This is a genomic window from Neobacillus sp. SRL179 (assembly GCF_984799095.1).
Genome location: NZ_OZ481792.1, coordinates 4030397 through 4053626 on the forward strand (window position 1 = coordinate 4030397; position 23230 = coordinate 4053626).

The following is a 23230-nucleotide window of genomic DNA, read 5'->3' on the forward strand; positions in this document are numbered from 1 at the left end:
CCTGAAAAAATTATACTTTTAAAAACTTTCGTACTGACATAACACTGCCCCATACACCTATTAGTGCGCCCATTAAAATCAAAATTCCGGATACTTGATAGACAAATGGATTAACTGGCAATACCTTAATAAATGTCCCCTCAAGCTTAGGACCTAGATAATCATAGGCACGATAGTAGGCAATTGAAATAAGGACAATTGGTAAAATTGAACCCATTATTCCAAGCCACAAACCTTCTAAAAAGAACGGCCAGCGTATAAAGTTATTCGTCGCCCCTACTAATCTCATAATCTTAATTTCTCTACGTCTAGCAATAATCGTAATTTTAATCGTATTCGAGATTAAGAAAATAGCGGTAAAGAATAAGCCAATGATCAGGACGACTCCAACATTACGACTCGCATTGATAAACTTAAATAGTTTTTCAACCTTGCCTGCCCCGTATTTTACTTTTGCTACATAATTGGCTTTTTGAATCTGTTTAGCTACTTTCATCGTGTCAGCCGGATTTTTCGTTTTGACAATAAAAACATCGTTTAGCGGATTATCCTGTTCAAATAGTTTAAAAGCTTTCCCATCCTCACCAAGACTTTTTACTAGATTATCTAATTCGTCCTTTTTAGGTGAAAATACGACACTTTTCACTTGAGGAATTTTTTCTATTTCACTTTTTAAGGATTGTTGATTTTCCTTATTTGCAGCCACATCGATGTGGACACGGATTTCAACATCTTCTTCAATTGTTTCAGCTACTCGGTTAAGATTCATCATAATAACAAAAAAGACGCCGACTAAAATTAACGTAACGGTAACCGCACTAACGGATGCAAATGTCATCCAGCCATTTCTTTTAATACTCTTTAAGCTTTCACGGGCATGACGGCCAACTGTTCTAATTTTCATAACCGTACTCACCTCTTTGCTCATCACGAACAATCTTTCCGCCTTCAATGGCAATGACGCGATGCTTTAATTTGTTGACTATTTCCCTGTTATGAGTCGCCATTACAATCGTAGTTCCTCTTGCATTAATCTCTTCAAATATATTCATAATTTCCCATGAAGTCTCAGGGTCAAGGTTACCTGTGGGCTCGTCGGCAATCACCACTTTCGGTGAGTTGACAATAGAGCGGGCAATAGAAACACGCTGCTGCTCACCACCGGAAAGTTCTGTAGGCAGCATCTTAATTTTATGTTTTAAACCAACAAGTTCGAGAACCTCCATAACCCTTTTTTTAATAACTTTGGGCTGAGCTTCAATAACCTCAAGAGCAAAAGCGACGTTTTCATAGACTGTCTTAGATGGAAGCAATTTAAAGTCTTGGAAAACAACACCAAGATTCCTTCTAAAAATAGGAACCTTTTTCATTTTTAACTTTGCGAGATTGACTCCGTTTAATGTGATCGTACCTGAAGAGGGTATTTCCTCACGGTACATCATTTTAATAAAGGTCGATTTCCCTGCTCCACTTGGTCCCACGACATAAACAAATTCGCCCTGATTAATTCGGACGTCTATTCCGTTAATAGCTGTAACGCCATTCGGGTACTTCTTATACACTTCTTGTAGTTCTATCATATAATTATCACCTATAGTCAAAGTTATTTCGAATGGTTTCGACAATAATCTTCGTTTATTTGCAAAATGGACGAAAATAACAAATAGTATGTGCATAATTTCGCATAGCTACATTATAACATCATACTATGCTAAAAAAAGCGGTAAAAATATTACAGTTTCTTTTCAAAGAATACATAAAATGACAATTTTCGTCAAAATTCGCATGTCACGGGGTATGTTCATCCCTTTTTTGCGAAAATAAAAAACGCTTTGCTATTTTTAATAACAAAGCGTTTGGTTTAAATTATTTTTTAGCCGCAAGCCAGTCGGCAATGGTATTAGCATCGTCACCTGATACTAAGTTAGCCGGCATACCGCCTGATTTACCATTTTTAAGAATGTCGAGAATTTCATCTTTAGAGTATTTCGAACCAACTTGTGTTAAATTAGGTCCTACTGCCCCTTTAAGGTCTCCGCCATGACAACTCGAACACTTTTGGTCGTAAATCTTTTGAGCATCGCCAGCATCGGCCGTTTCAGTTGCACCGTTCCCGTTCCCATTCCCAGTATCTTTTGTTGTATCCTTGTCGTTACCGCCTCCACAAGCAGCAAGCCCCATTACTAGGGAAGTTCCTAGTAAAAATGTTAGAAGCTTTTTCTTCATTCCAATACCCCCTTCAGAATATAATTCCATCCATGGTTTATTATACCAACATTATGCACGTTTGAAACCCTCACCGAGTACCTCAGCCGCATCCATTACAATAACAAATGCAGATGAATCAATTGTTTTAACCAATTGTTTCAATTTTGTGAACTCCGTTTGATCTACCACGCACATTAAAACAGGTCGTTCATGGTCAGTAAAACCACCATATGCAGATAGTTTTGTCACACCACGGTCAATTTTATTCAATATTCCTTCACGAACTTCTTCTTGTTTATTCGTAATAATCATCGCCATCTTAGACCGGCCAAAGCCCACTTGAATGAGGTCAATGGTTTTGCTAGTGACATAAAGGGCAATGAGTGCATACAATCCCTTTTCAATATCAAACACAATAGCGGCCCAAAGGACAATTAATCCATCAATCATGACAACACATCTGCCTAGTGTAAAGCCTGTATATTTATTAATAATCTGAGCAGCAAGGTCGGTTCCGCCCGTTGAGGCATTGCCTCTAAAGACAATTCCAAGTCCTGCCCCCACACCAATTCCTCCGAATAAAGCGCCAAGCAAGGCATCATTCGTCCACGGTTCCCAATCTTTTGTTAAAAAAACCACAAAGGGTAAGAAAATGGTACCTACAAGCGTTTTGACTCCAAAATGTTTTCCTAATAAAATGACCCCGGCAATAAATAGGGGAATATTAAAGGCCCATTGAACATAGGCTGGTTCCCACCCAAGCACTGATTTTAAGATCGTACTAATCCCGCTTACTCCCCCAGACGCTACTTGGTTGGGAAGCAGAAAGACATTAAATGTTAATCCAATGATAGCCGCACCAATTAAAACAAAAATGTAATCGACGGCGATTCTTGTCTTTGGATAGGTTAGGGTTAATTTGTTTAATACATTCATACTTGCTATCTCCTCTAATGTTCAATCTGGAAATATGTTTTCCGATAACCGAAAGTGAGTATAGCATGGGAAAATTACAGTGTAAATGACAGTCAATTGCCGCGATGACGTGGTAAAATCTACTTCTTTGGTTTACGTCTAGTTTTCATAAACAGATTGTTTTTTATGTACCTGATTCCAACTCCTTATCAGCCGAAAGCGCAGGTTTTCCACGGATTCACACCATTGGCAAAATAAATGCCCTTGCCGACGGTTTCGGCAAGGGCTCATTACTAATAATTATGAAATTCGTGAACGCAAGTAGGCATTAATAAATTGATCTAAATCTCCATCCATAACTGCTTGAACATTACCACTCTCGGTATTGGTCCGGTGGTCTTTTACCATCGAATAAGGATGGAACACATACGAACGGATTTGGCTTCCCCAGCCAATTTCCTTTTGTTCGCCGCGGATTTCCAACAATTCCTGCTCCTGCCGCTCGATTTCCAATTGATACAGCTTGGATTTCAACATTTTCATCGCTGCCTCGCGGTTTTTGATTTGCGAACGTTCCGCTTGGCATGTGACGACCACTCCAGTTGGAATGTGCGTAATCCGAACTGCCGAATCTGTCGTGTTAATGTGCTGTCCACCTGCTCCTGTCGCACGGTACGTATCAATTTTTAAATCCTCATTACGTACCTCTACATGAATTTCTTCATTAAATTCCGGCATAACCTCACATGAGACAAACGAAGTATGACGGCGGCCTGATGCATCGAATGGTGAAATCCGCACAAGCCGGTGAACACCCTTTTCAGCTTTCAAATAGCCATACGCATTATGACCCTTTATAGAGAGCGTCACACTCTTAATGCCCGCTTCATCACCTGGAAGATAATCAAGCGTCTCAACCTTAAAGCCTCTTTTCTCGGCCCAGCGGGTATACATCCTGAGCAGCATGGAGCCCCAGTCTTGAGATTCCGTTCCACCTGCACCAGGGTGAAGTTCTAGGATGGCATTATTTTTGTCATATTCCTCGCTTAAAAGGAGCTGCAGCTCGAACTCTTCCAATCGGTTAGTTAATTGTTGAATCTCTGCTTCCAGTTCCATCCGCAACTCTTCATCGTCTTCTTCTTTTACCAATTCATAGGTCAATTCCAGATTTTCATAAGAGTCGTTTAACTCCGTAAACTCATTTACCTGGTCTTTCAAACCATTTGCTTCACTAATGACCATCTGTGCCTTCTCTTGATTATTCCAAAAATCAGGATGCAGCATCTCATCATCTAGTTCGGCAATTCTGGCTTCTTTATTTTCAAGGTCAAAGAGACCCCCTAAAGTCCGCTAATTTCTTAGCTGATTTCTCAAGTTCATTACGAATTTCTGCTAATTCCATAACCTTCACCTCTATAATCACATTTATAATAGTTTATTCTCATCACTTACTTAAGTACCCTATCCATTATAGCGTGAACAATGCCTAAAATCCAAAGTGGAATCATATTTACACAAATATCCCCCCTGTTTCCATCTGCCGGCCATTAAAATCGTGATGCAACATCTAAAACTTTCACATAAATTCAATCAAATTTCCCAAGTATTTATATATTTCAATCTGTTAAAAATGGTACTATTAAATAAGTATAAAGTAGGATTGGGTTCTTTTTTATTATTGTCATATACATACTTAAAAATCTTTTGGTCTTCACCTTGAGACTTAGCGAAATAGATAAATGAATAAAAGGAGCAAAATGAGATGGAGAAAATAGACCGTAATGCCCCTTGTCCATGTGGGAGTGGAAAAAAGTACAAAAAGTGTTGTGGTGCAAGTGAAGCTGTATCCATCACCGAAATTCTTGACCATGAAATTGATGAGCTGCAAAAACAACTTCTTCAATTTGCTTACTATCATTTTGGTCAGGATGTTCAGGAAGATTTTGAATCTCTTTTGGAAATGATCGACATTCAAAATGAGCAGGAACTAGAATTTTACAAACTAGTTCACGCGATCTGGTTTACCCTTTTTGAAGGCTTGGATGATGGTGATACAATCGTTGAAAAATTTATTAAGACTGAAATATCAAGAATGAAACGTCCTAAAATAAAACAAATTTTACAAACTTGGACGCTAGGACGGACCATTGCGGGAACAATCATAAGTGTGAAAGACAATAAGCTAATTGTGGAAGATGGTTTCTCAAAAGAGACTCTGAATACAGTCATAGCCAATGTCCCCGTCAAGTTGGAAGAAGGTTCTTTCTTTATGGGAATTCTCCTGCCATACGAACAAAATTTTGTCTTTTTTCCAACGCCGTTTGAATTACCAGACCTCAATCCGGAACAAGCCTTTTCCTTCATAGAAGATAGTAGTCTTGAAGCGGATTACGATTCGCCCGAAGAGTATTTAACCGATTTCTTTATGGAAGTCCTTAGTGAGATTCCTTTACTTGGCGGCCTGTTAGATGTTGAAGAATTGGACTGGCCTGCACCAATCTATAAAGAAGTCGCTGATCTCTTTAAAGAAAAGATGGAATTGCTTGTTCCACCGCCAATCGTGGATACAGGTGTGATTCTCTGGCTTAATTTTTGTCAAAAAAGGCCAAAGCGAATCCAAAAACCATCTCTTTATGCTGCTGCCCTTCATTATTTGCTGTCAACGATTGCTCCGATGGATGAAGTGGTTACGCAAAAGGCATTGGCCAAGCAATACGGTGTATCTGCCACAAGTATTTCATCAATTGTGTTAGAGCTTGAATACGTACTGTCTGAGGAAATTGCTGAATTACTCGGGCTAGTTTATGAGGTTAATCCGCCTACCGTGTTGCCACATCCAGAAAAAGCTGCAATTATTGAATTTCCTAAAAACAAAGAAACAACAGCCGGGAAGGCAGATACTTTAGAGGCAAGTGTGACGACACTTCCAAGCCAAGAAAAACCTGTTAAAAAAACAGTTCGTAAAATTTCTAGACGTGACGAGGAGCGGGCTCGAAACTTAATCTATGATGCGATGCAATCGGAAGGCGCGCAACGCTATAAGTGTGCGGAAGAGGCCTTAAAATTGAATCCTAATTGCGTGGATGCCTATGTCATTCTTGCCGAAAAAACCAAAAGTCTCGAAGAAGCCATTTTACTTTATGAAAAAGGAATTAAGGTCGGCGAAAAGGATCTTGGCAAAACCTTTTTCAAGGAAAACAAGGGCTACTTCTGGGGCTTATTGGAAACAAGACCGTACATGCGGGCTAGACTCCATTATGCCGAGGCACTATCACAGTTAGGAAAAATAACCGATGCCATCATGCAATACGAAGAATTGCTTGAGTTAAATCCGATGGATAACCAAGGGGTACGGTACTCCTTATTTGTTGCCTATGCCGACTTAGGTGAGTTTAAGAAAGCAGGAGAATTGCTTCAACAGTTTGAGGAAGATTCAGCACAGGATTCATACAATAAACTTTTACTCGAGCTATACCAACATGGGTTTACGAAAAAAGCTGATTTGCTCTTAAAAGCTGCCAAAAAGGAAAACAAATATGTCATCTCCTATCTAACCGGTAAAAAGCGTCTCCCCGCCTATCCACCTGACTATTATGGCTTTGGCGATGAAAATGAGGCTATTGTATATGCGGATATGCATTTGCATTTGTGGAGGAAGATTGAGGGGCTTGGGGAATGGTTGAAGAATAAATAATATAAGTAACCCCAGTGGGCTTTTTACAGCCTCACTGGAGTTTTTAAGTTCTATAAAGATTCACATGATGAATGAAACAACAATTTCCACAGGAGATATAATGGAGACAGATATCTATAGAAGGGATTGTTCTCATGAGATAAATTCTATCTCCTTTCTTACGAAAAATCTCCCCTGTTAAAAGAGGAGAATATGTATTTGTTTGCCGTTGGTGATACAAAAAAGGGCTATTTTGAAATGATGCCGAAGTACGGGAGTATTCTTTTAGATAATGAGGATGAGAGGCAAGGGCTCCATACCTAGACATTGGTCTATCAATAATTCCTTTTCCCTCTCTTTTTATTATCCTATTTTAAATAAATTGCCCTAATTCCTTAAAGACTTGGTTCACCTGTGAATTCACCGGTATGGCAGAACTCACAGTAAACATCTGAAGGAGCATTTCCTCCTTTCTCATTCGGCTTTTCATTATCATGGCAGACAAAGCATTTTCTTCTTTCTTCCGGTGTCCCGGAATTCCGTCGGTGAGCATCATATAACCATGTTTGGCGATCCTGGTGGTTTGCCGGGCTATAGGCATGACATTTGCTGCAAAAATAATTTTTTCTGGATTCTTTTACTGCGGTAATTATGTTTTGCTTATAGGTTACTTTCTTTTTGGTTTCCGTTAATAATTTTTTTATATTTTGTTTATCGAGCTCTTTTATCCATAAAGAATCTTGATGGCATTTGAAACATTTATCCAATTCTTTTACTGCAAATTCACCATGGCGTTGTGTCCAGTTATGACTATCATGATTTTCAGGTGTTTTGATCTTTTGATGGCATGTAAAGCATTCCATTGAAATCTTTACATCGGTTTGCAGTTTACCCATGGCATCGAGAACAGTCTTTTGTTTAATTTCGGGTAATTCTCTTTCCCACACCCCTGCTTTCATTTCTGGAGTTTCATTGTAGTTCACACCAGCTTTTTTTTCTTCCTGGTTCCTAGGATTAATAATTGGCAGGCTATAGGCCGTATCCTTCCATGGCTTTTTGCCTTGATTAACCTGGACATGACAGTCAATACAGGTGCCCATATTTGGTTTAACGTTTTTTTCACCCATTAGCTTTTTTGCATTTTCTTTTGTCCAGTAAATATACGTAGATGAATCATTAATTCCACGCTCGACAATTTTCGCGTGCGTCACACCTCTATGACATGTGATGCAAGGTATTCCTTCTTCAACATGACCTTCATGATTGACAATTAAATCACCAGTTGCAGTAACCAAGCGATTTCTCGAATGACACTGCTCGCAGTTCTCATTTGATACAGTAACTGAGGGAACTATCCCATTAGGTGGCCCAACAATATGTGAATAAACATATTTTAGTGATTGCACTTTTTTTATGACTAAATTTTTTGTACCTGGTTTTATATGACATTGTATACATTTTATTTGATTGTGAGCACTTGCCTGAAAAGTAACATGTTCTGGTGCCATTTCGTGACAAGTTGAACAGAAGGACAATGTTGAGGTATAGCTAATCGCCCCATATAGTAAACCTAGGATGGCGAAAAATGTGGTTAGAACTGCTACAAGTAGCTTCCAACGTTTGGCTGGGTTTTTAGCTTTTCTTTTTCTACCTGTATTCTCTGAATTATCCCGGCCAAACTCCTTTTCTAATTGAATATCTTGCTTCCCTTTAAAAAAAACCATGGAAATCCCCTTTTTTCTTAAAAAATAAACTTACATATACATTTCCAAATTTATCAACTCTAAAAAGGATTGAGCTCCTTTCAATAAAGGGCCCAATCCTAACTTATTCTACGTTTTTACTATTATTAATGTTTTTATATTACATATTGTAAAAATATACCAATTTTATTATAGGTATATTATACTACTAAACTTGAAACTAATACAATCTTAAGAAACTACGAATATTATAGAAAATTGGTCACGCCTCTCATAAAAAAATCATTTCACTATAGATTTTTCACTAGCATTGATTTCCCTTTTTTTATGTTCAAGGGTTAACGTATTGCCGTGGCAAGCGGAACAGGATGGCTCTTTATCCTTGATAGCTTGAGATACCTTGGTATCCGTACTTTGGTAGCAAGTGTTCAGGTAATCAAATTTCCATCTTTATCGGTTCGGTCATCTCTGGCATGTTCGTGCGTCAGTGACTGAGCATGACACTTGGTGCAGGAATTATCGTAGTTCTAATGAGGTGGATGTCGTGGTTATTGAGGAATCGGCTTGGGATTGTAAGAATTCCTTCGTACCCTTTTATCTGAGACCTAGGATGATGGCAAATGATGCAGTCATTCGTTTCCCGGTTATCTTTTACCCTGATTGGGATGTTAAGATCAATAGTTTTTGCTTGATACTTGACGTTTGGTGTGGAGCCATGTGGTGTATAAACAAACTGAAATTCATCAAGATCACCATGAGTATTGATATTCATAAAAATGGGATATTAATCAACAAAAAAAAATCGAGAGTAGTCCTCCCGATTTTAGTTTTATGGTACAATTCCTTTCTTTGGTGCATGGGCAGCATCTAAGGCTCTTTCGGCGTCATTTGTGCCTCTACCATGACAGTAGGAGCAAGCCTTATTGGGATAAAGCTTATGTTCGTTACGGTCAGGATCGTACTTTTGACCAGTAACTCCATAAATAGCTGTTGTGCCGTTATGACATGCTTGACAGAACACTCTCTCTTTATCATCTGATAATATTTTAAACTCTTGATCCTTGCCATCAGTTGTCACATTAACAATTTTTGTATCACTATCTTCTGCTTTATAGGACTGTATATTCTCATGCCCCAACTTTTCATTTAATTGTTTTATATTGGCAGATCCGTGTGTATCATGACACTCTGCACATGGAATGTGCCCAGCAAGAGGGCTTCCATCTTGCGCCTTAATAATATGACTGGAAAATTGTTTCTCAGCTTCAGATATCTGCCTATCAGAGAAGGATAATCCAGAATTACTTGTTTCGAAATCTTTCTTGATTTCTTCGGTCAGGTTACCGTAAAAGCTTGCGATATCAGCAATTTTATTATATTTATTTTTAGTTTTTAAATTATGACAACGGAGACATAGATCATAATCTTCATAGATTCCGACTGCACTAATATTTTTCTTATATTGGAAAACACGATACTCTACGTCTACATCAGGTTTGGCCACTAATGCACTAAGACCTGATTCATGGCATGACTCACATAGTTGTTCTTTGCTGCTAATTGTACCAACAGGCTTATTGTCCTTTTTAATAGCAGAATCATGCGTATAAACAATATGATCCTGTGCTAAATTAAGATTCTCATCTGATTGCTCTATATGTGGATTATGACAGCTTGCACAGGAACTGCCGCTTGGTTTTCCGGAAATATCAATTGCTGCCGAATGCTTGTGTGTGGCTTGGCTATTTTCCGGCATTGGGGCAACTGTTCCGTCATGACAGGCCATGCAATAGTCATCGACAAGCGTATCAGTCTTGCCATTTTCATTATTCCTTTTCTGCTCTAATAGGTTTGGATTACTGGCCTTATGTGTACTATGGCAATTGGCACATACATTCACATTGTTTGCATAAACGGCATGTGGACTTTCCCGGTGAACCTTTTCCCCATCTATTCCGTTGTAATCTACTTCATAATACTTTTGCCCACTTTTTTCATCGATATTTGGTGGCGCACTTTCTGTTGTAAATGACCAAAATCGGGGAAAAGCACTATTTCCAGCAGCATCAATCACTCCCAATGGGCTAATAAAAACATTATATTTTGTACTCAATGAAAAGGGTCTAACTGTTGGTATAAATGAGATTTCTTTTGTGTCCGGATTATATTTAACTTCTCCTGGAACATCCTTACCATTACTTGTAACTTTAATACTTTTGTCAATTTCTGATTCCTTTAATATATTGGCATCAGACACCCTAAATTTTATTTCCGTTCTTATTGACACTTGCGTCATATCCTCTGTGTAAGTAGGAACAATGCTGCTCATGATAATATTGGGCCGTAATGTATCTAACGTAAAAGTTATAGGTTGTGGTGCTCCTTCATTCCCTGCACGGTCTATCGCTCTTACCGTAACGGTTTGAGTACCCTCTCCCATCTGTGGGTTAGTATAAATCCATTTCCCATTACTATCTTTTGGAACAGTTACCCATGTACCAGAAGTAGCTTCACAGCTACCCATACAAATTTGCACAGTTGCATCTGAATCGGTTGATAACTCAATTGAACGAGATTTTGAAAATGCACCTTCAACTAAGTTCACAAATTTAATGGCGGGCGGTTTAAGGTCAATAGTAAGATTGTTTATAGACGTGGAGGCAACAATTATCCCTTCAGTATCTACAAGATTAGCAATAATATTAAATGTTCCTTCCGGTAAAATAACATCTGGAATACTCCAGCTATTTCCGGTTACTTCATAGGGCGTACCTATTGGCTCAGTACCATTCAACAGGTTGACTTTCATACCTGGGGCATTACTTTCAACTGTACCCGATATGGTTATACTACCTGTGTTTAAGTAGTCTTCGGATTTAGGTGATGCTATAGTTAGTTTCGGTTCTGCTCCAGTCCCTTCCGCTTTTACAACGGTTATTCCCGATATTTGATAGGATCCAAATATTTGAATACATAAAACAAGTGTCACTAGAGCAAGCAGCTTTGTTTTATGCAGGAGTCCTCTTATATTCATTTAGCACCCCTCGTTTCTACTATTTATGCAGTGTCAAAATGATGTTTTATATATTTATTTTATTCCTATTGGTTGGAAGGTACTAGAGGAAGGGGAAAATATTCAATAAATATTCATATATCAATTGTAAAAATGTGAATTAGAGGCTCTATTATTTATTAGATATTCCGAATCAAAAAGCTTCTATTTGTAAAGTGTTAACTTTGACAATTTAGTGAACAAAATGTTACTATATTGTCAAATAAATAAGGTGTTATGCCAAAGCATAACACCTTACTTCAGATCATTTAATCTTGAGCTAATAATTAGTTGCTGCTAATTGTTAGCTTATTTTATTAATAGCCAGTTGGCATTCCAACTGGGTGATCAGCACGACGCTCAGTGTTCTTAATTGATTCAGCGTGAGAGCTGTTATGACATGCCCAACATACTGACATGTTAGTGAATTTCTTAAGAGCCGAAGAAGCGTTGTTGTCCTGCATGTAGTTTAAAGCTTCGTCAGCAGTCTTAACTGCTTCACCAGTTTTCGACATGATTGTTGCGTTTTGTAAGTCAGCAATTGTACGTCCAAGAGAATCTTTCATGATGTAAGCATCAGTACCGTGACCATAGTGACAACGTACGCAAGTGTAAGAGTCGCTGTTTGTGCTGTGGCGGTATGCTGCATTTTCAGCTTCGAAGTGAGTTGATTTAGTTCCTGAAGCAGTAAGGTAATCAGTGTGACAAGCCGCACAGAACTTGGACATTGCAACACCAATACCTGTTACTGTGCCATCAGCTTTTACAGTATATCCAAGGTCTTTCAATTTTTGTTCAGAGACGCCCATTTTAGCTACAGTTGATCCGCCGAAGTAAGCAGCCTGATTGATTGAGTGCGTAGCTTCTTCTTTTTCCATTTTAACAACTACAGGACGAGCAAGGAAACCTGTAGTAGCATTATTTAATGCTGTTTTACCTGCATCAGTTGTGGAATATGCTTGAGCATGTTCGTAATCGAAATATACACCAGCTGTTGAACCGTAGGCAGCAACAGTAGTAGCATCTTTCATTAAACGGGACCAGTAAGTCTTACCGTCTGTACGGTTGTCATAGCCATATAACCATGGAGCTTCAGATTTTGTATAGGCAGAAGCACCTTTGTTATATTGAGCAACAGTTACAACACCAGAAGTAGCATCTGTAGTACGGTATAATACTACAGCAGGAGCAGCAGCATCAACTGTTGGTAATGTAGTAACTACTGGAACGTTTTCTAATTGCATACCGCCTTGAGAAGCTGGCATTGAAGCAATTCCGTTTGGATTGTATGCAAGTAAACGGTCAGAGTAAGATCCGTGTGGTGCGTGACAGCTTGCACAGTTGAAGTTTTCGCCCCAGTCTTTTCCATAAGCTTTTGAACCATCAGTGTGATTTCCACCTGGTGCAGCACTGATTTTTATTGCATCGTTAGCTTGGTGCTGAGAAGCGCCGTGAGTACCACCGAAAGTACCCGCCCCAGTCATTTTAGCAGTTTCGCCGCTAGCGAATACGTTAGCAAAGCCTAAAGTACCATCATGGCATGCAGTACAAGTGTTATAAACGCTGTCTGAAAATAGCAATGAGTCGCCTTTTGCAGTGTGTGTTTGGTGACAGCTTGCACAAGAGTTAGTGTTGTTTTGGTAAGAAGTGTGAACGTTTTGACCAGATAAGGCTTTAACAACATTATCATGTTCAGAACCGTCTGTTGCACCGTCAACACCTTTACCAGTTTCGTTTGCGTTGGTAATAGATGCCCCTTTTTGACCTGGAGTCATTGTCTGTTCCGCGGATGCAGCGGATGCAAAGATGCCAAGCAGCATGATCGCAAAAAGTAAGCTAAAGCTAAACTTTCTCATTCTTGAAACCTCCCAAATAAATCTCTCTTTTTTCTCTCTTTTTTGTTTTATATACTCTGAAAAACCCTATGACTGTAAGTTTCTATACCACCCCCTTAAATGTAAGGAAATTATTAAACTAGTTCATTAATGTTCTGGCAAACTTGATACTGTTATTTAAAGATTTGAACCCTGATATTTAGTGTATCCGTAATATAAACATTGTCATTTTTGTCGATGAATAAGCCGTTGGGCAGTGAGAATTGCCCGTTGTTTTCCCCCATACCGCCAAATTCAAATACTTTCTTACCATCCTTGTCAAAACCATAAACGAGGTGGGTCAAGTTACTGACAACATACATGATGCCACGGCTATCAATGCCAATTCCCCTTGGGTTGACAAAGATTGATTCCCCCTTGCCGTTATTTGAACCATTAATAATCTTTTGAAATTTGCCTGTTTTATCAAAAATCTCTACACGCTGGTTGGCAGTATCGACAACATAAATATTGCCTTCATCATCAGCTGTAATGCCATTGGGTGAGTTAAGTTCGCCGTCCTTCGTACCTGGCTTCCCGACTTCAAGTAGCAACTTTCCCTTTAAGTCAAACACATAAGCTTTATTTGTTTTAATATCGGTCATGTATACTTTTTTATCAATAATTCTCAGTGAAGCTGGTGCGGCAATATTTTTACTAGTCATTACTTTGTTTGCAAAGTAATCAATAAATTTTCCTTTTTCATCAAATATTGAAATTTTTCCATTATATAAATCGGCAACAAATACTCTCCCCTTGTCGTCAGTAGCGATTCCATAAGGAAATTTAAATTGCCCCTTGCCAGTTCCGTCCTCACCAAATGCGAACAACAGGTTGCCCCCGACATCGAACGCAAGTACACGTTTATTATTTGTATCTGATACATACGTAAACGAACTATTAGCAGTTACATCCATAGGCTTACTAAAAGGCTTATTAAAATCACCAGTAAGCGCTTGGCTGTAGTTTGGTGCCCCGTTTGGTTTAATAACTTTTAACAGACCTGTATCAACTGCTTTTGTATTATTTAGAAAAAGGAAGGTAAAAACTGCTGCCGTAGCTATAGCAATGAGTGCCATACCGATATACACATTACGTCTTTTCATCGTTATTCACCTTCAGCCTTTGTGTCTTTATCTTTTAGTCTATCTAATGCATCGATTGCATCCTTATACAATGGATCATATTGTAGTGCATCTTTATATATGGTGATCGCATCTGCATATTTTCCTTCTGCTTCTGCTACCATCCCAATTTGATAAATGATGTCGGCATTGGTTGGAGCCAGTTTATTGGCTTGTTCAAGTGACTTGGTCGCCTTATCGTACTCTTTTAAGCCACGATAGGCGATTCCTATTTGTACATAGCCCTTATAGTCTTTAGGAGCGATTTTGACAGCTTTTTCAAATTCAATAAGCGCTTCATTATATCGTTCTTCAGATATATAAACTAAACCCATGTTGTAACGTGCATCATAATTATTCTTGTCTTTCTCTAATACATTATCGAACTGTTTAATCGCTTCATCATGGTCACCTTTTAAGTAATAGGTATACCCGAGAACGATTCGGTTTTCTAAATTGGAAGGATCTTTTCTTACCGCTTCTTTATAATAATCTAACTGCTCATTTACTCGTTTCATATCAATACTATTCCAAAAATAGAAGCGCCCGAGAGCATATCCTGTCCCAACGGTAATAACTAATGTGAGTAACAATAACAGGATCCCAGTTTTCTTTTTAAAAGTCTTAGGCTTCTTCTTGGTTGCTCTTTCCTCTACTTCCTGAGGTACTTTTTCTGCTTCCATGGTAAATCCCCTCTCGGAATCTATTCTTTAGCTTTATCGTTTATATTTGACTTATGGCATTTCGAGCACGTTTTTTCAACGTGACATTTTAAACAAGATTTTTCGTATTTTTGATTTTCAGGTAATTTGAATGGGTGTTTATCCTTAAATCTATCCTTGTGAGAACTCGGATGACAGGAAGCACATTGAACCGTTGTTACAGGTGAATCACTTGTATTCCGGTTAGAATGGCAAACAAAACACTTTTCTGTATCTTTTGATATACTGCCATGTTTCATCTCAAAAGAAGCAATTTTATGGCTCTCTGGCCTTTTTCCGTGACATTCTTTACAGAATGTGTTTGTTTTTGCATATTGTGAAACTGAAACATTATTAGTATTAGTAGTAGTTTCATTATTTAAAAATTTAGTATAGCTTGGGTCTTCCTTAAATAAGTCATACTTTTCACTGGACATATAGGAATGGCATTGCTCACATTTTTTCAATTCAGATGGTTGTATTTTGCCATGTCCGCCTGATTTAAAAGTTTGTGTTTTATGAGATTTAGGAACCATTGATGTTTCATGACAAGCACTACATTCCAATGTTGCCTTCCTTGCTTCATGACACTCCATGCAAGTATCCATTTGCGGACTAGTAAACTTCTTATCACTCATTAATATGGTGCCTAGCTTTTCATCCCATTTTCCATAATCACTCTTATAAGTTACCTTTCGATCAGATATTTCCCCGTGAGCAGTACCGCTATGACACTGTACACATTTAATCCCTTCCGTCTTATGTTTGCTGTGAGGTATGATGATATCCCCAGAAGGAGTAACTTTTCGGTTTTTCATATTATGACAGGATTCGCAAGCTGAATCAGGTATCAGGTTCGGCATTTTAATTGGTGCCAGATAGGTATCTGTTTGCTTTTTGTATACTTCTTTAATTCCGCTTCCTTTCGCTTTTACGTAGTTCTCTGCTCCCGACCCAATATGACAGCTTTCACAAGCTACCTCACTATGAGAGGAAGCTTTCCATGTAAAGTACTGAGGCTTCATCTCATGACAGGATGCGCAAAATTCTGAGCTGGATGTTGTTTCTAGCCCAACGAAGCTAAGACCGAAGAAGATAGCTAGAAACAACACAGTTAAAGTCGCATATTTGAATAACTTATAGCGAAACTCGTTTCCTTTATAGCGAAATGGGGGAGGGGTCGGCAGCTCTTGTTCGTGCTCTTCATCCATATTAGCGACCCTCCTTCTTGTTTACTTAGTCTTTTACATCTGATTTAAAGCCGGTTCTGTGACAGTATTGGCAATAAACATCTGTTGGTGCTTTTACATTTGTTGAACCTTCAACTGGTTTTTCACGATCGTGACAGACGAAGCATTCTGATTTTTGCTCAGCCGATAATGCTTTGGATGCGTGGCCTGTTAACCATTGGTCACTATTTCCGTGTCCTGCTGGACGATCTGCATGGCAGGCGCTACAGAATTGATTGATTCGTGTTTGATCTTTTACGACTGTAACGTTTGGAACATATTTTGTTTTTGTTTCCCTCATTTTAAGTAAAGAGATAATATCTTCTTTAGGTATTTCTCTTGCCCATTTAGAATCTTGGTGACAGTTAACGCACTTGTCTAACTCTTGAATAGCTGTCCCGCCATGATTTCCATTCCAGCCTTCCACCTTATGGCTCTTCGGAACTTTAACCTTTTTATGACAAGTTTCACAGGACATTGAGAGTTTTACATCCTTTTGTTGCTTTCCAATTGCTTGTAAAATGATATCTTGCGTCTTTTTATCATGAGCTTCTAGAGTTTCGGCTTCTGTTTTTTCTGATTCGTTTGTTGCTACAGTGGTAGCCTCTGTGGTTGCTTCATCCGTTGCTGCCTTTTTGTTTTCATCTAATTTTTTCTCAACCTCTTCTGGATTTGGCGGAACGTTGTAAGCTGCTTCCTTCCAAGGTTTTACACCGTTATTAACTTGATCGTGACAATCAATACATGTTCCCATGTTTGGTCGTAAGTACTTTTCTTCCATTAATTTCTCTGCACTCTCTTTTGTCCACTTACCACGAACCTCTTCCGTGTTGATACCACGTGTTGCCATCTTGGCGTGAACAACTCCAGCGTGACAAGTAATACAAGGAATTCCTTCTTCAATATGTCCTTTATGGTTTACCTTCAAGTCACCTGAAGCTGTAACAAGACGGTTCTTGGAGTGACATTGTAAGCAGTTTTCGTTGGAAACGGCCTCTTCTTCCGTCTGAACAATTTGTTCAGGTACACCAGTAACGTGGTAATACACTTCCTTAAGCGACTTGACTTTATGTGTCAGCATATTGATCGTACCCGGTTTAATATGACACTGGACACATGTAATCTGGTTATGAGCACTAGCCGTATACGTTGAATACTCTGGTGCCATTTCATGACAGCTTGAGCAGAAGGTTGGCGAGTTCGTAAAGGAGATGACTCCATATCCGCCTCCAAATAGAACAATACAGCCTACAAGTGAAGCGAATAATAATTTCCAGCGGTTTACTGGATTTTTCCAATCTATTCCTCTAAATTTTTGCCAAAGTCTGCGAATCAGGCCAACCTTTTTTTTATTTTCTCTTGTTTCGGGATCTATCTCTTTGTTTTTCTTTTTCCCCCAAATGGCCACTTAACTCACCCTTCCCATTTTGGATTCTTTATCTATTTATTTTCCATATTAACCTCTCTAAAGGTAGTATCTAACATTGGAAGAGTATATTCCAATGTACAATTTGTGAATATTTTTGCATGCGAATAAACTTCACATTTTATCCTAAAAACAACATACAAACGTTGTTATTTCAAGAATAAATTATTACTATAAGCACAGTGTTAACAAAGTCATAAATTAATTTTTATACAAAAATATTATATATTATACAAATTTTATTCATGTTTTAAGATAAACCTATGACAGTTGAAAGTGATTCTCACGGTCCTGCCATCACTCTGTCAAAATTGACGAAAATTCGAAACTTTCCTAGCAGGTTATTAGAACACTGCATGTCAGTTGATATATAATAGTAGAATGACAATTCAACCTGTCAATGTTGTCACTGTATAGAGGAAATGGTAAGATGTAGAGGGAAATTAGCAAATAATTAGATATGAATTTTTGTAATGAAATTAATGATTTTGAGTCTCGATAAAAAGGAGCGTTCATCATAAATGGGGATTTTAAATAAAGTTTTTGATTTAAATAAACGCGAACTTAAGCGTTTGGACAAGCTTGCAGTTAAAATTGATGCACTTGCAGCCGAAACGGAAAGGCTGACAGATGATCAGCTTCGTGAAAAAACAGAGGAGTTCAAGGCCCGTTATCAACAGGGTGAAACCTTGGATGATCTGTTGGTTGAAGCATTTGCGGTTGTCCGTGAAGGTGCTCGCCGAGTGCTTGGCTTATATCCATATCATGTTCAGCTAATGGGCGGTATTTCGCTCCATGAAGGAAATATTTCAGAAATGAAGACTGGTGAAGGGAAAACCTTAACTGCCACGATGCCAGTTTACTTAAATGCACTTTCCGGTAAAGGGGTTCATGTTGTTACAGTCAACGAATACTTGGCAAGCCGTGACGCATCTGAGATGGGTGAATTGTATCAATTCTTAGGACTAACAGTCGGCTTAAATTTGAACAGTATGGACAAGGATGAAAAGCAAGCTGCATATGCCTGTGATATTACTTATGGTACAAACAACGAATTTGGCTTTGACTACCTTCGTGACAACATGGTCTTATATAAAGAGCAAAAAGTTCAAAAGCCGCTTTTTTATGCGGTCATTGATGAAGTGGACTCAATTTTAATTGATGAAGCACGTACACCATTAATTATTTCAGGTTCAGCCCAAAAATCGGCTGTCCTTTATATTCAAGCGAATGCGTTTGTAAAAATGCTCAAAAAAGATACGGATTATACCTATGATGAGAAAACAAAAGGCGTCATGTTGACAGAAGAAGGGATTAGCAAGGCTGAAAAAGCTTTCGGGATTGAAAACCTTTTTGACATGGAACATGTTACCTTGAACCATCATATCAATCAGGCGTTAAAAGCAAATGTCAGCATGCACCTTGATGTGGACTATGTGGTCCAAGAGGGCGAAATTGTGATTGTTGACCAATTTACAGGTCGTTTAATGAAGGGCCGCCGCTATAGTGAGGGCTTGCACCAAGCAATTGAAGCCAAAGAAGGTCTCGAAGTACAGAATGAAAGTATGACAATGGCAACGATTACGTTCCAAAACTACTTCCGTATGTATGAAAAACTAGCAGGTATGACTGGTACAGCGAAAACAGAAGAAGAGGAATTCCGTAATATTTATAATATGAATGTTATCGTCATTCCAACCAATAAACCAATTGCCCGTGAAGACCATCCAGATTTAATTTATTCCACCATGAATGGCAAGTTCCGTGCAGTGGTCGAAGATATTGCTGAACGCAATCAAAAGGGACAGCCTGTCCTTGTTGGTACAGTAGCGATTGAAACATCAGAACTTATTTCAACCTACCTTTTCAAAAAACGGATTCATCACAATGTCTTAAACGCGAAGAATCACGAACGTGAAGCGGAGATCATTGCTGAAGCAGGCCAAAAGGGCGCAGTTACCATTGCGACGAACATGGCCGGTCGTGGTACGGATATTAAACTTGGCGAAGGTGTTATAGAACTTGGCGGTTTAGCTGTTATTGGTACCGAGCGTCACGAAAGCAGACGGATTGACAACCAGCTCCGCGGACGTTCTGGACGTCAAGGGGACCCTGGTGTTACCCAATTCTACTTATCCATGGAAGATGAATTGATGCGCCGTTTTGGCTCTGACAACATGAAGGCTATGATGCAAAAGCTTGGAATGGATGATACTCAGCCTATTCAAAGCAAAATGGTTTCCCGTGCGGTTGAATCAGCGCAAAAACGCGTTGAGGGCAACAACTTTGACGCCCGGAAACAGTTGCTCCAATATGATGACGTTCTTCGTCAACAGCGTGAAATTATCTACTCTCAACGTGATGAAGTATTAGAATCTGAAGACCTTAAAGAAATTGTTCAGAAAATGATTCTAAATTCGATTGAACGGAATGTGGAAGCACATGCTTCTCGTCACGAGGATGAGGAAGAATGGAATCTACAAGCCATTGTGGAATATGTAAATGCCACTCTTTTACTTGAAGGTGACATTACCATTGAAACCCTAAAGGGCAAGGATCCGGATGAAATTGTGGAAACCATTTTTGCCAAAGTGAAAGAGCGCTATGAAGAGAAAGAGCAAATCCTTTTCCCTGAACAAATGCGTGAATTTGAAAAAGTGGTTACATTAAGAGCAGTTGACTCCAAGTGGACTGACCATATCGATGCAATGGACCAGCTTCGTCAAGGGATTCATTTACGTGCATATGGACAAATTGATCCGCTTCGTGAATACCAGCATGAAGGTTTTGCGATGTTTGAAGCTATGGTTCAATCCATTGAGGATGAAACGGCCATGTATATCATGAAGGCAGAAATCCGCAATAACCTTGAGCGCCAAGAGGTTGCAAAAGGCCAAGCGGTGAATCCAAAAGATGACGGTGAACCGGTGAAGCAAAAGCCTAAAGTAAAACAAATTGATGTAGGTCGTAATGACCCATGTATTTGCGGCAGCGGTAAAAAGTATAAGAACTGCTGTGGTGCAGGGAAATAACGGTTTAAGTAAAAGGACTGGGTTACAATAACCCAGTCCTTTACTATTAATGAATATCTTTTAATCCCCGCCATTTGCAATTTTCGCTTTAATATATTCTGCTAAATCGTTTATTTCATCATCGGTTAACGTGTTGCCAAAACCAGGCATCGCACCTTTACCATTTTTGATTTGTGTAATTAATTGGTCATGATTCTTAGCAATATCACTTGTCTTTAAGTTTGGACCATTGTGCCCCCCGCTGCCTCCAGCACCATGGCAGGCTAAGCAATTACCTTCATATAATTCTTTACCGTGATCCACGGCTGACACGTTATTCTTCTTATTATCCGTTTCCTTTTTATTTCCTTGTTTACCTGAATCATCCTGACCATCATCATCTTGAGAGGTAGAATTAATCTTTTCTTGCGTAATTTCGTTTAAGGATGCATACGTACCTTCTAAAGAAAAGGTATAGATTTTATCCCCATGCTTTGTTCCGGCGAGAGTATTACCAGCTGAGTAAATGGCAATATATTGCTTACCATCGACTTCATACGTAATCGGAGGGGCATTGGCACCTGCATCCATTTGGAATTCCCATAATTGATTTCCATTCTTAGCATCGTAAGCAATAATCCGGCCATCGTTGTGTCCAGTGAACACCAAATTGCCTTTTGTCGTTAAAATTCCACTATAGGCAATGGAATCCCACTTCTTTTGCCAAACTATTTTATTCGTTTTAATGTCGATCGCCGTCACTGTACCACGCTGTGGTGCTTTTGAGACCGGCTGCCAAATACTGCCGATATATTCCTTACCTTCTTTGTATTGAGTCTCTTTTTCGTCTCCGTAATGGGCAAACGAAAAGTAATTGTCATTCCCTAAAACATAAAAGTATTCAGTATCTGGATTATAAGCAGATGGCGGCCAGTTAGCTCCACCTTGAGGTGACGGTTTTAAGGTCATAGGCTTGTCCCAAAATGGAGTAAAAATACTTCCTATTTGACCTTTAAACTCAGCCGGTAAGTCACGTTTAACATCTTCCTCAGTTACCTTTTGCGGCACAAATGCATCACCAATAGGAATAGGCTGGGTAGGTGAAGTTTTTTGCCGATCATCTTGGGCTACAGGTTTTTCTTCAATTCCAACCAATGGTTTACCATTGGTTCGATCCAATATATACACCCAGCCTGTTTTACCTGCTTGGGCAAGACCTTTCTTCATTTCCCCATTCATCTTCACATCAAATAATACGACTGGGTTAGCTGGGTCTAAATCCCAAATATCATGATGCACTTCTTGAAAGTGCCATTTATATTTTCCTGTGTCTGCATCCACAGCTAGGATTGAATCCGTATATAAATTATCACCCTCCCGATTGCTTCCATCAAGGTCGGGTGAAGCATTTCCTGTTGCGAAATAAATCAATCCTAATTCTGGGTCAACAGCTGGTGTTTGCCATACTGGTGCCCCGCCAGTTTTCCATGACTCTTTATCTTTCGGCCAAGTTTCATTCCCTTTTTCTCCAGAACCAGGTATCGAATAGGATTTCCATAGTTCTTTCCCAGACTTAGCATCAAAAGCCGTTAAACGGCCTCTTATCCCATATTCACCACCGGCCACGCCCGTATAAACTTTCCCATTATAAAAAAGAGGCGCACTTGTAATGGTGTAGCCTTTCTTCCAATCAGCCACTTGTGTTTCCCATTCAACTTTCCCCGTTTTTTGGTCCAGAGCGACCAAGCGTGCATCTAAGAGACCTACATATACCTTACCATTCCCGAGTGCAACACCACGGCTTGTCCAGCCGCAACACACGGTATCCAGCTTATCAGCAACCTTTGGGTGATACTGCCAAATAATTTTTCCCGTTTTTGCATCAAGGGCTGAGACATCATTTGCTCCAGTAATCGTGAACATAACCCCATCATATACAAGTGGTGTAGCTTCACCAGAATATTTAAATTCCTTACCTGAGCCCAGACTAGTAACCCACTCACCCTTTAATTTCGATACGTTTGTAGAATCGATTTTGGCTAACGGAGAATACCTGCCATTATAGACACTTCCACCGTTCGTTACCCAATCGCCTGATGGGGGTGCCGTTAGTTCCTTTGCAGAAAAGTTCGGCGCTGCTTTTCCGGAATACTTCATGAGCTGCTCCGCACTATAATTTGTTTTTTTAACCTCTTCTTTTTGTTTTTTAGCTGGAGATTCAGCGTTATTGCCACTACAGGCAGCGATGATGACTACTAAAAACAAAAATATGACCCATAGACGTTTCATCTACTGTGCTCCTTTCAAATGATAG

15 protein-coding genes are annotated in these 23230 nt (G+C 39.2%); 2 read left to right on the forward strand and 13 right to left on the reverse strand.

Features of this window, described 5'->3' with window-relative positions; all coding sequences use genetic code 11:
* Positions 1–10: 10 nt before the first annotated feature.
* The 5 genes from ftsX to prfB form a co-directional block, all read right to left on the reverse strand.
* A complete protein-coding gene (gene ftsX / locus AC4E8C_RS20075; RefSeq protein WP_490208396.1) occupies positions 11–904 on the reverse strand; it encodes a permease-like cell division protein FtsX in 894 nt (297 codons plus the stop codon).
* Entirely contained in the window at positions 894–1580 is a 687-nt protein-coding gene (gene ftsE, locus AC4E8C_RS20080; protein ID WP_490208397.1) for a cell division ATP-binding protein FtsE, read from the reverse strand. The genes ftsX and ftsE overlap by 11 nt, the downstream gene beginning before the upstream one ends.
* A 286-nt stretch (positions 1581–1866) precedes the next feature.
* Positions 1867–2226: a cytochrome c551 gene (gene cccB, locus AC4E8C_RS20085; RefSeq protein ID WP_490208398.1), complete on the reverse strand. Its 360-nt coding sequence runs from the start codon at positions 2224–2226 to the stop codon at positions 1867–1869.
* Between the two features lie 51 nt (positions 2227–2277).
* Positions 2278–3144, reverse strand: coding sequence for a YitT family protein (locus AC4E8C_RS20090; RefSeq protein WP_490208399.1), 867 nt, complete (start codon positions 3142–3144; stop codon positions 2278–2280).
* Between the two features lie 279 nt (positions 3145–3423).
* Positions 3424–4525, reverse strand: a protein-coding gene (gene prfB / locus AC4E8C_RS20095) for a peptide chain release factor 2 (RefSeq protein WP_490208400.1) whose coding sequence is annotated in 2 segments (ribosomal slippage) — positions 3424–4452 and positions 4454–4525 — 1101 coding nt in all. Because the reading frame shifts where the segments join, the coding sequence is not laid out codon by codon here.
* 360 nt (positions 4526–4885) lie between these two features.
* Here prfB and AC4E8C_RS20100 point away from each other — a divergent pair.
* On the forward strand, positions 4886–6817 hold the full coding sequence (locus AC4E8C_RS20100; protein WP_490208401.1) for an SEC-C metal-binding domain-containing protein: 1932 nt from the start codon (positions 4886–4888) through the stop codon (positions 6815–6817).
* A 374-nt stretch (positions 6818–7191) separates the two neighbouring features.
* Here the strand turns inward: AC4E8C_RS20100 and AC4E8C_RS20105 are convergent, their stop codons facing one another.
* The 7 genes from AC4E8C_RS20105 to AC4E8C_RS20135 all read right to left on the reverse strand — a co-directional run bounded on the left by AC4E8C_RS20105 (position 7192) and on the right by AC4E8C_RS20135 (position 17887).
* Positions 7192–8520: a cytochrome c3 family protein gene (locus tag AC4E8C_RS20105; protein WP_490208402.1), complete on the reverse strand. Its 1329-nt coding sequence runs from the start codon at positions 8518–8520 to the stop codon at positions 7192–7194.
* An 808-nt stretch (positions 8521–9328) separates the two neighbouring features.
* Positions 9329–11533: an Ig-like domain-containing protein gene (locus AC4E8C_RS20110; RefSeq protein WP_490208403.1), complete on the reverse strand. Its 2205-nt coding sequence runs from the start codon at positions 11531–11533 to the stop codon at positions 9329–9331.
* Between the two features lie 335 nt (positions 11534–11868).
* Positions 11869–13407, reverse strand: a complete 1539-nt coding sequence (locus tag AC4E8C_RS20115) for a cytochrome c3 family protein (protein WP_490208404.1) — start codon at positions 13405–13407, stop codon at positions 11869–11871.
* 152 nt (positions 13408–13559) lie between these two features.
* Positions 13560–14531, reverse strand: a complete 972-nt coding sequence (locus AC4E8C_RS20120) for a 6-bladed beta-propeller (RefSeq protein WP_490208405.1) — start codon at positions 14529–14531, stop codon at positions 13560–13562.
* 2 nt (positions 14532–14533) lie between these two features.
* Positions 14534–15232, reverse strand: a complete 699-nt coding sequence (locus tag AC4E8C_RS20125) for a tetratricopeptide repeat protein (protein ID WP_490208406.1) — start codon at positions 15230–15232, stop codon at positions 14534–14536.
* Positions 15233–15252: 20 nt separating this feature from the next.
* Complete coding sequence (locus tag AC4E8C_RS20130; protein ID WP_490208407.1) at positions 15253–16461, reverse strand: cytochrome c3 family protein; 1209 nt, start codon at positions 16459–16461, stop codon at positions 15253–15255.
* Positions 16462–16486: 25 nt separating this feature from the next.
* Entirely contained in the window at positions 16487–17887 is a 1401-nt protein-coding gene (locus AC4E8C_RS20135; RefSeq protein ID WP_490208408.1) for a cytochrome c3 family protein, read from the reverse strand.
* A gap of 539 nt (positions 17888–18426) precedes the next feature.
* Here AC4E8C_RS20135 and secA point away from each other — a divergent pair.
* Positions 18427–20937, forward strand: coding sequence for a preprotein translocase subunit SecA (gene secA / locus AC4E8C_RS20140; protein ID WP_490208409.1), 2511 nt, complete (start codon positions 18427–18429; stop codon positions 20935–20937).
* Positions 20938–20997: 60 nt separating this feature from the next.
* Here secA and AC4E8C_RS20145 read toward each other — a convergent pair whose 3' ends face one another.
* Positions 20998–23205 carry an outer membrane protein assembly factor BamB family protein gene (locus AC4E8C_RS20145; protein WP_490208410.1) on the reverse strand — a complete coding sequence of 736 codons (2208 nt, stop codon included), beginning with the start codon at positions 23203–23205 and terminating at the stop codon, positions 20998–21000.
* Between the last annotated feature and the right edge of the window lie 25 nt (positions 23206–23230).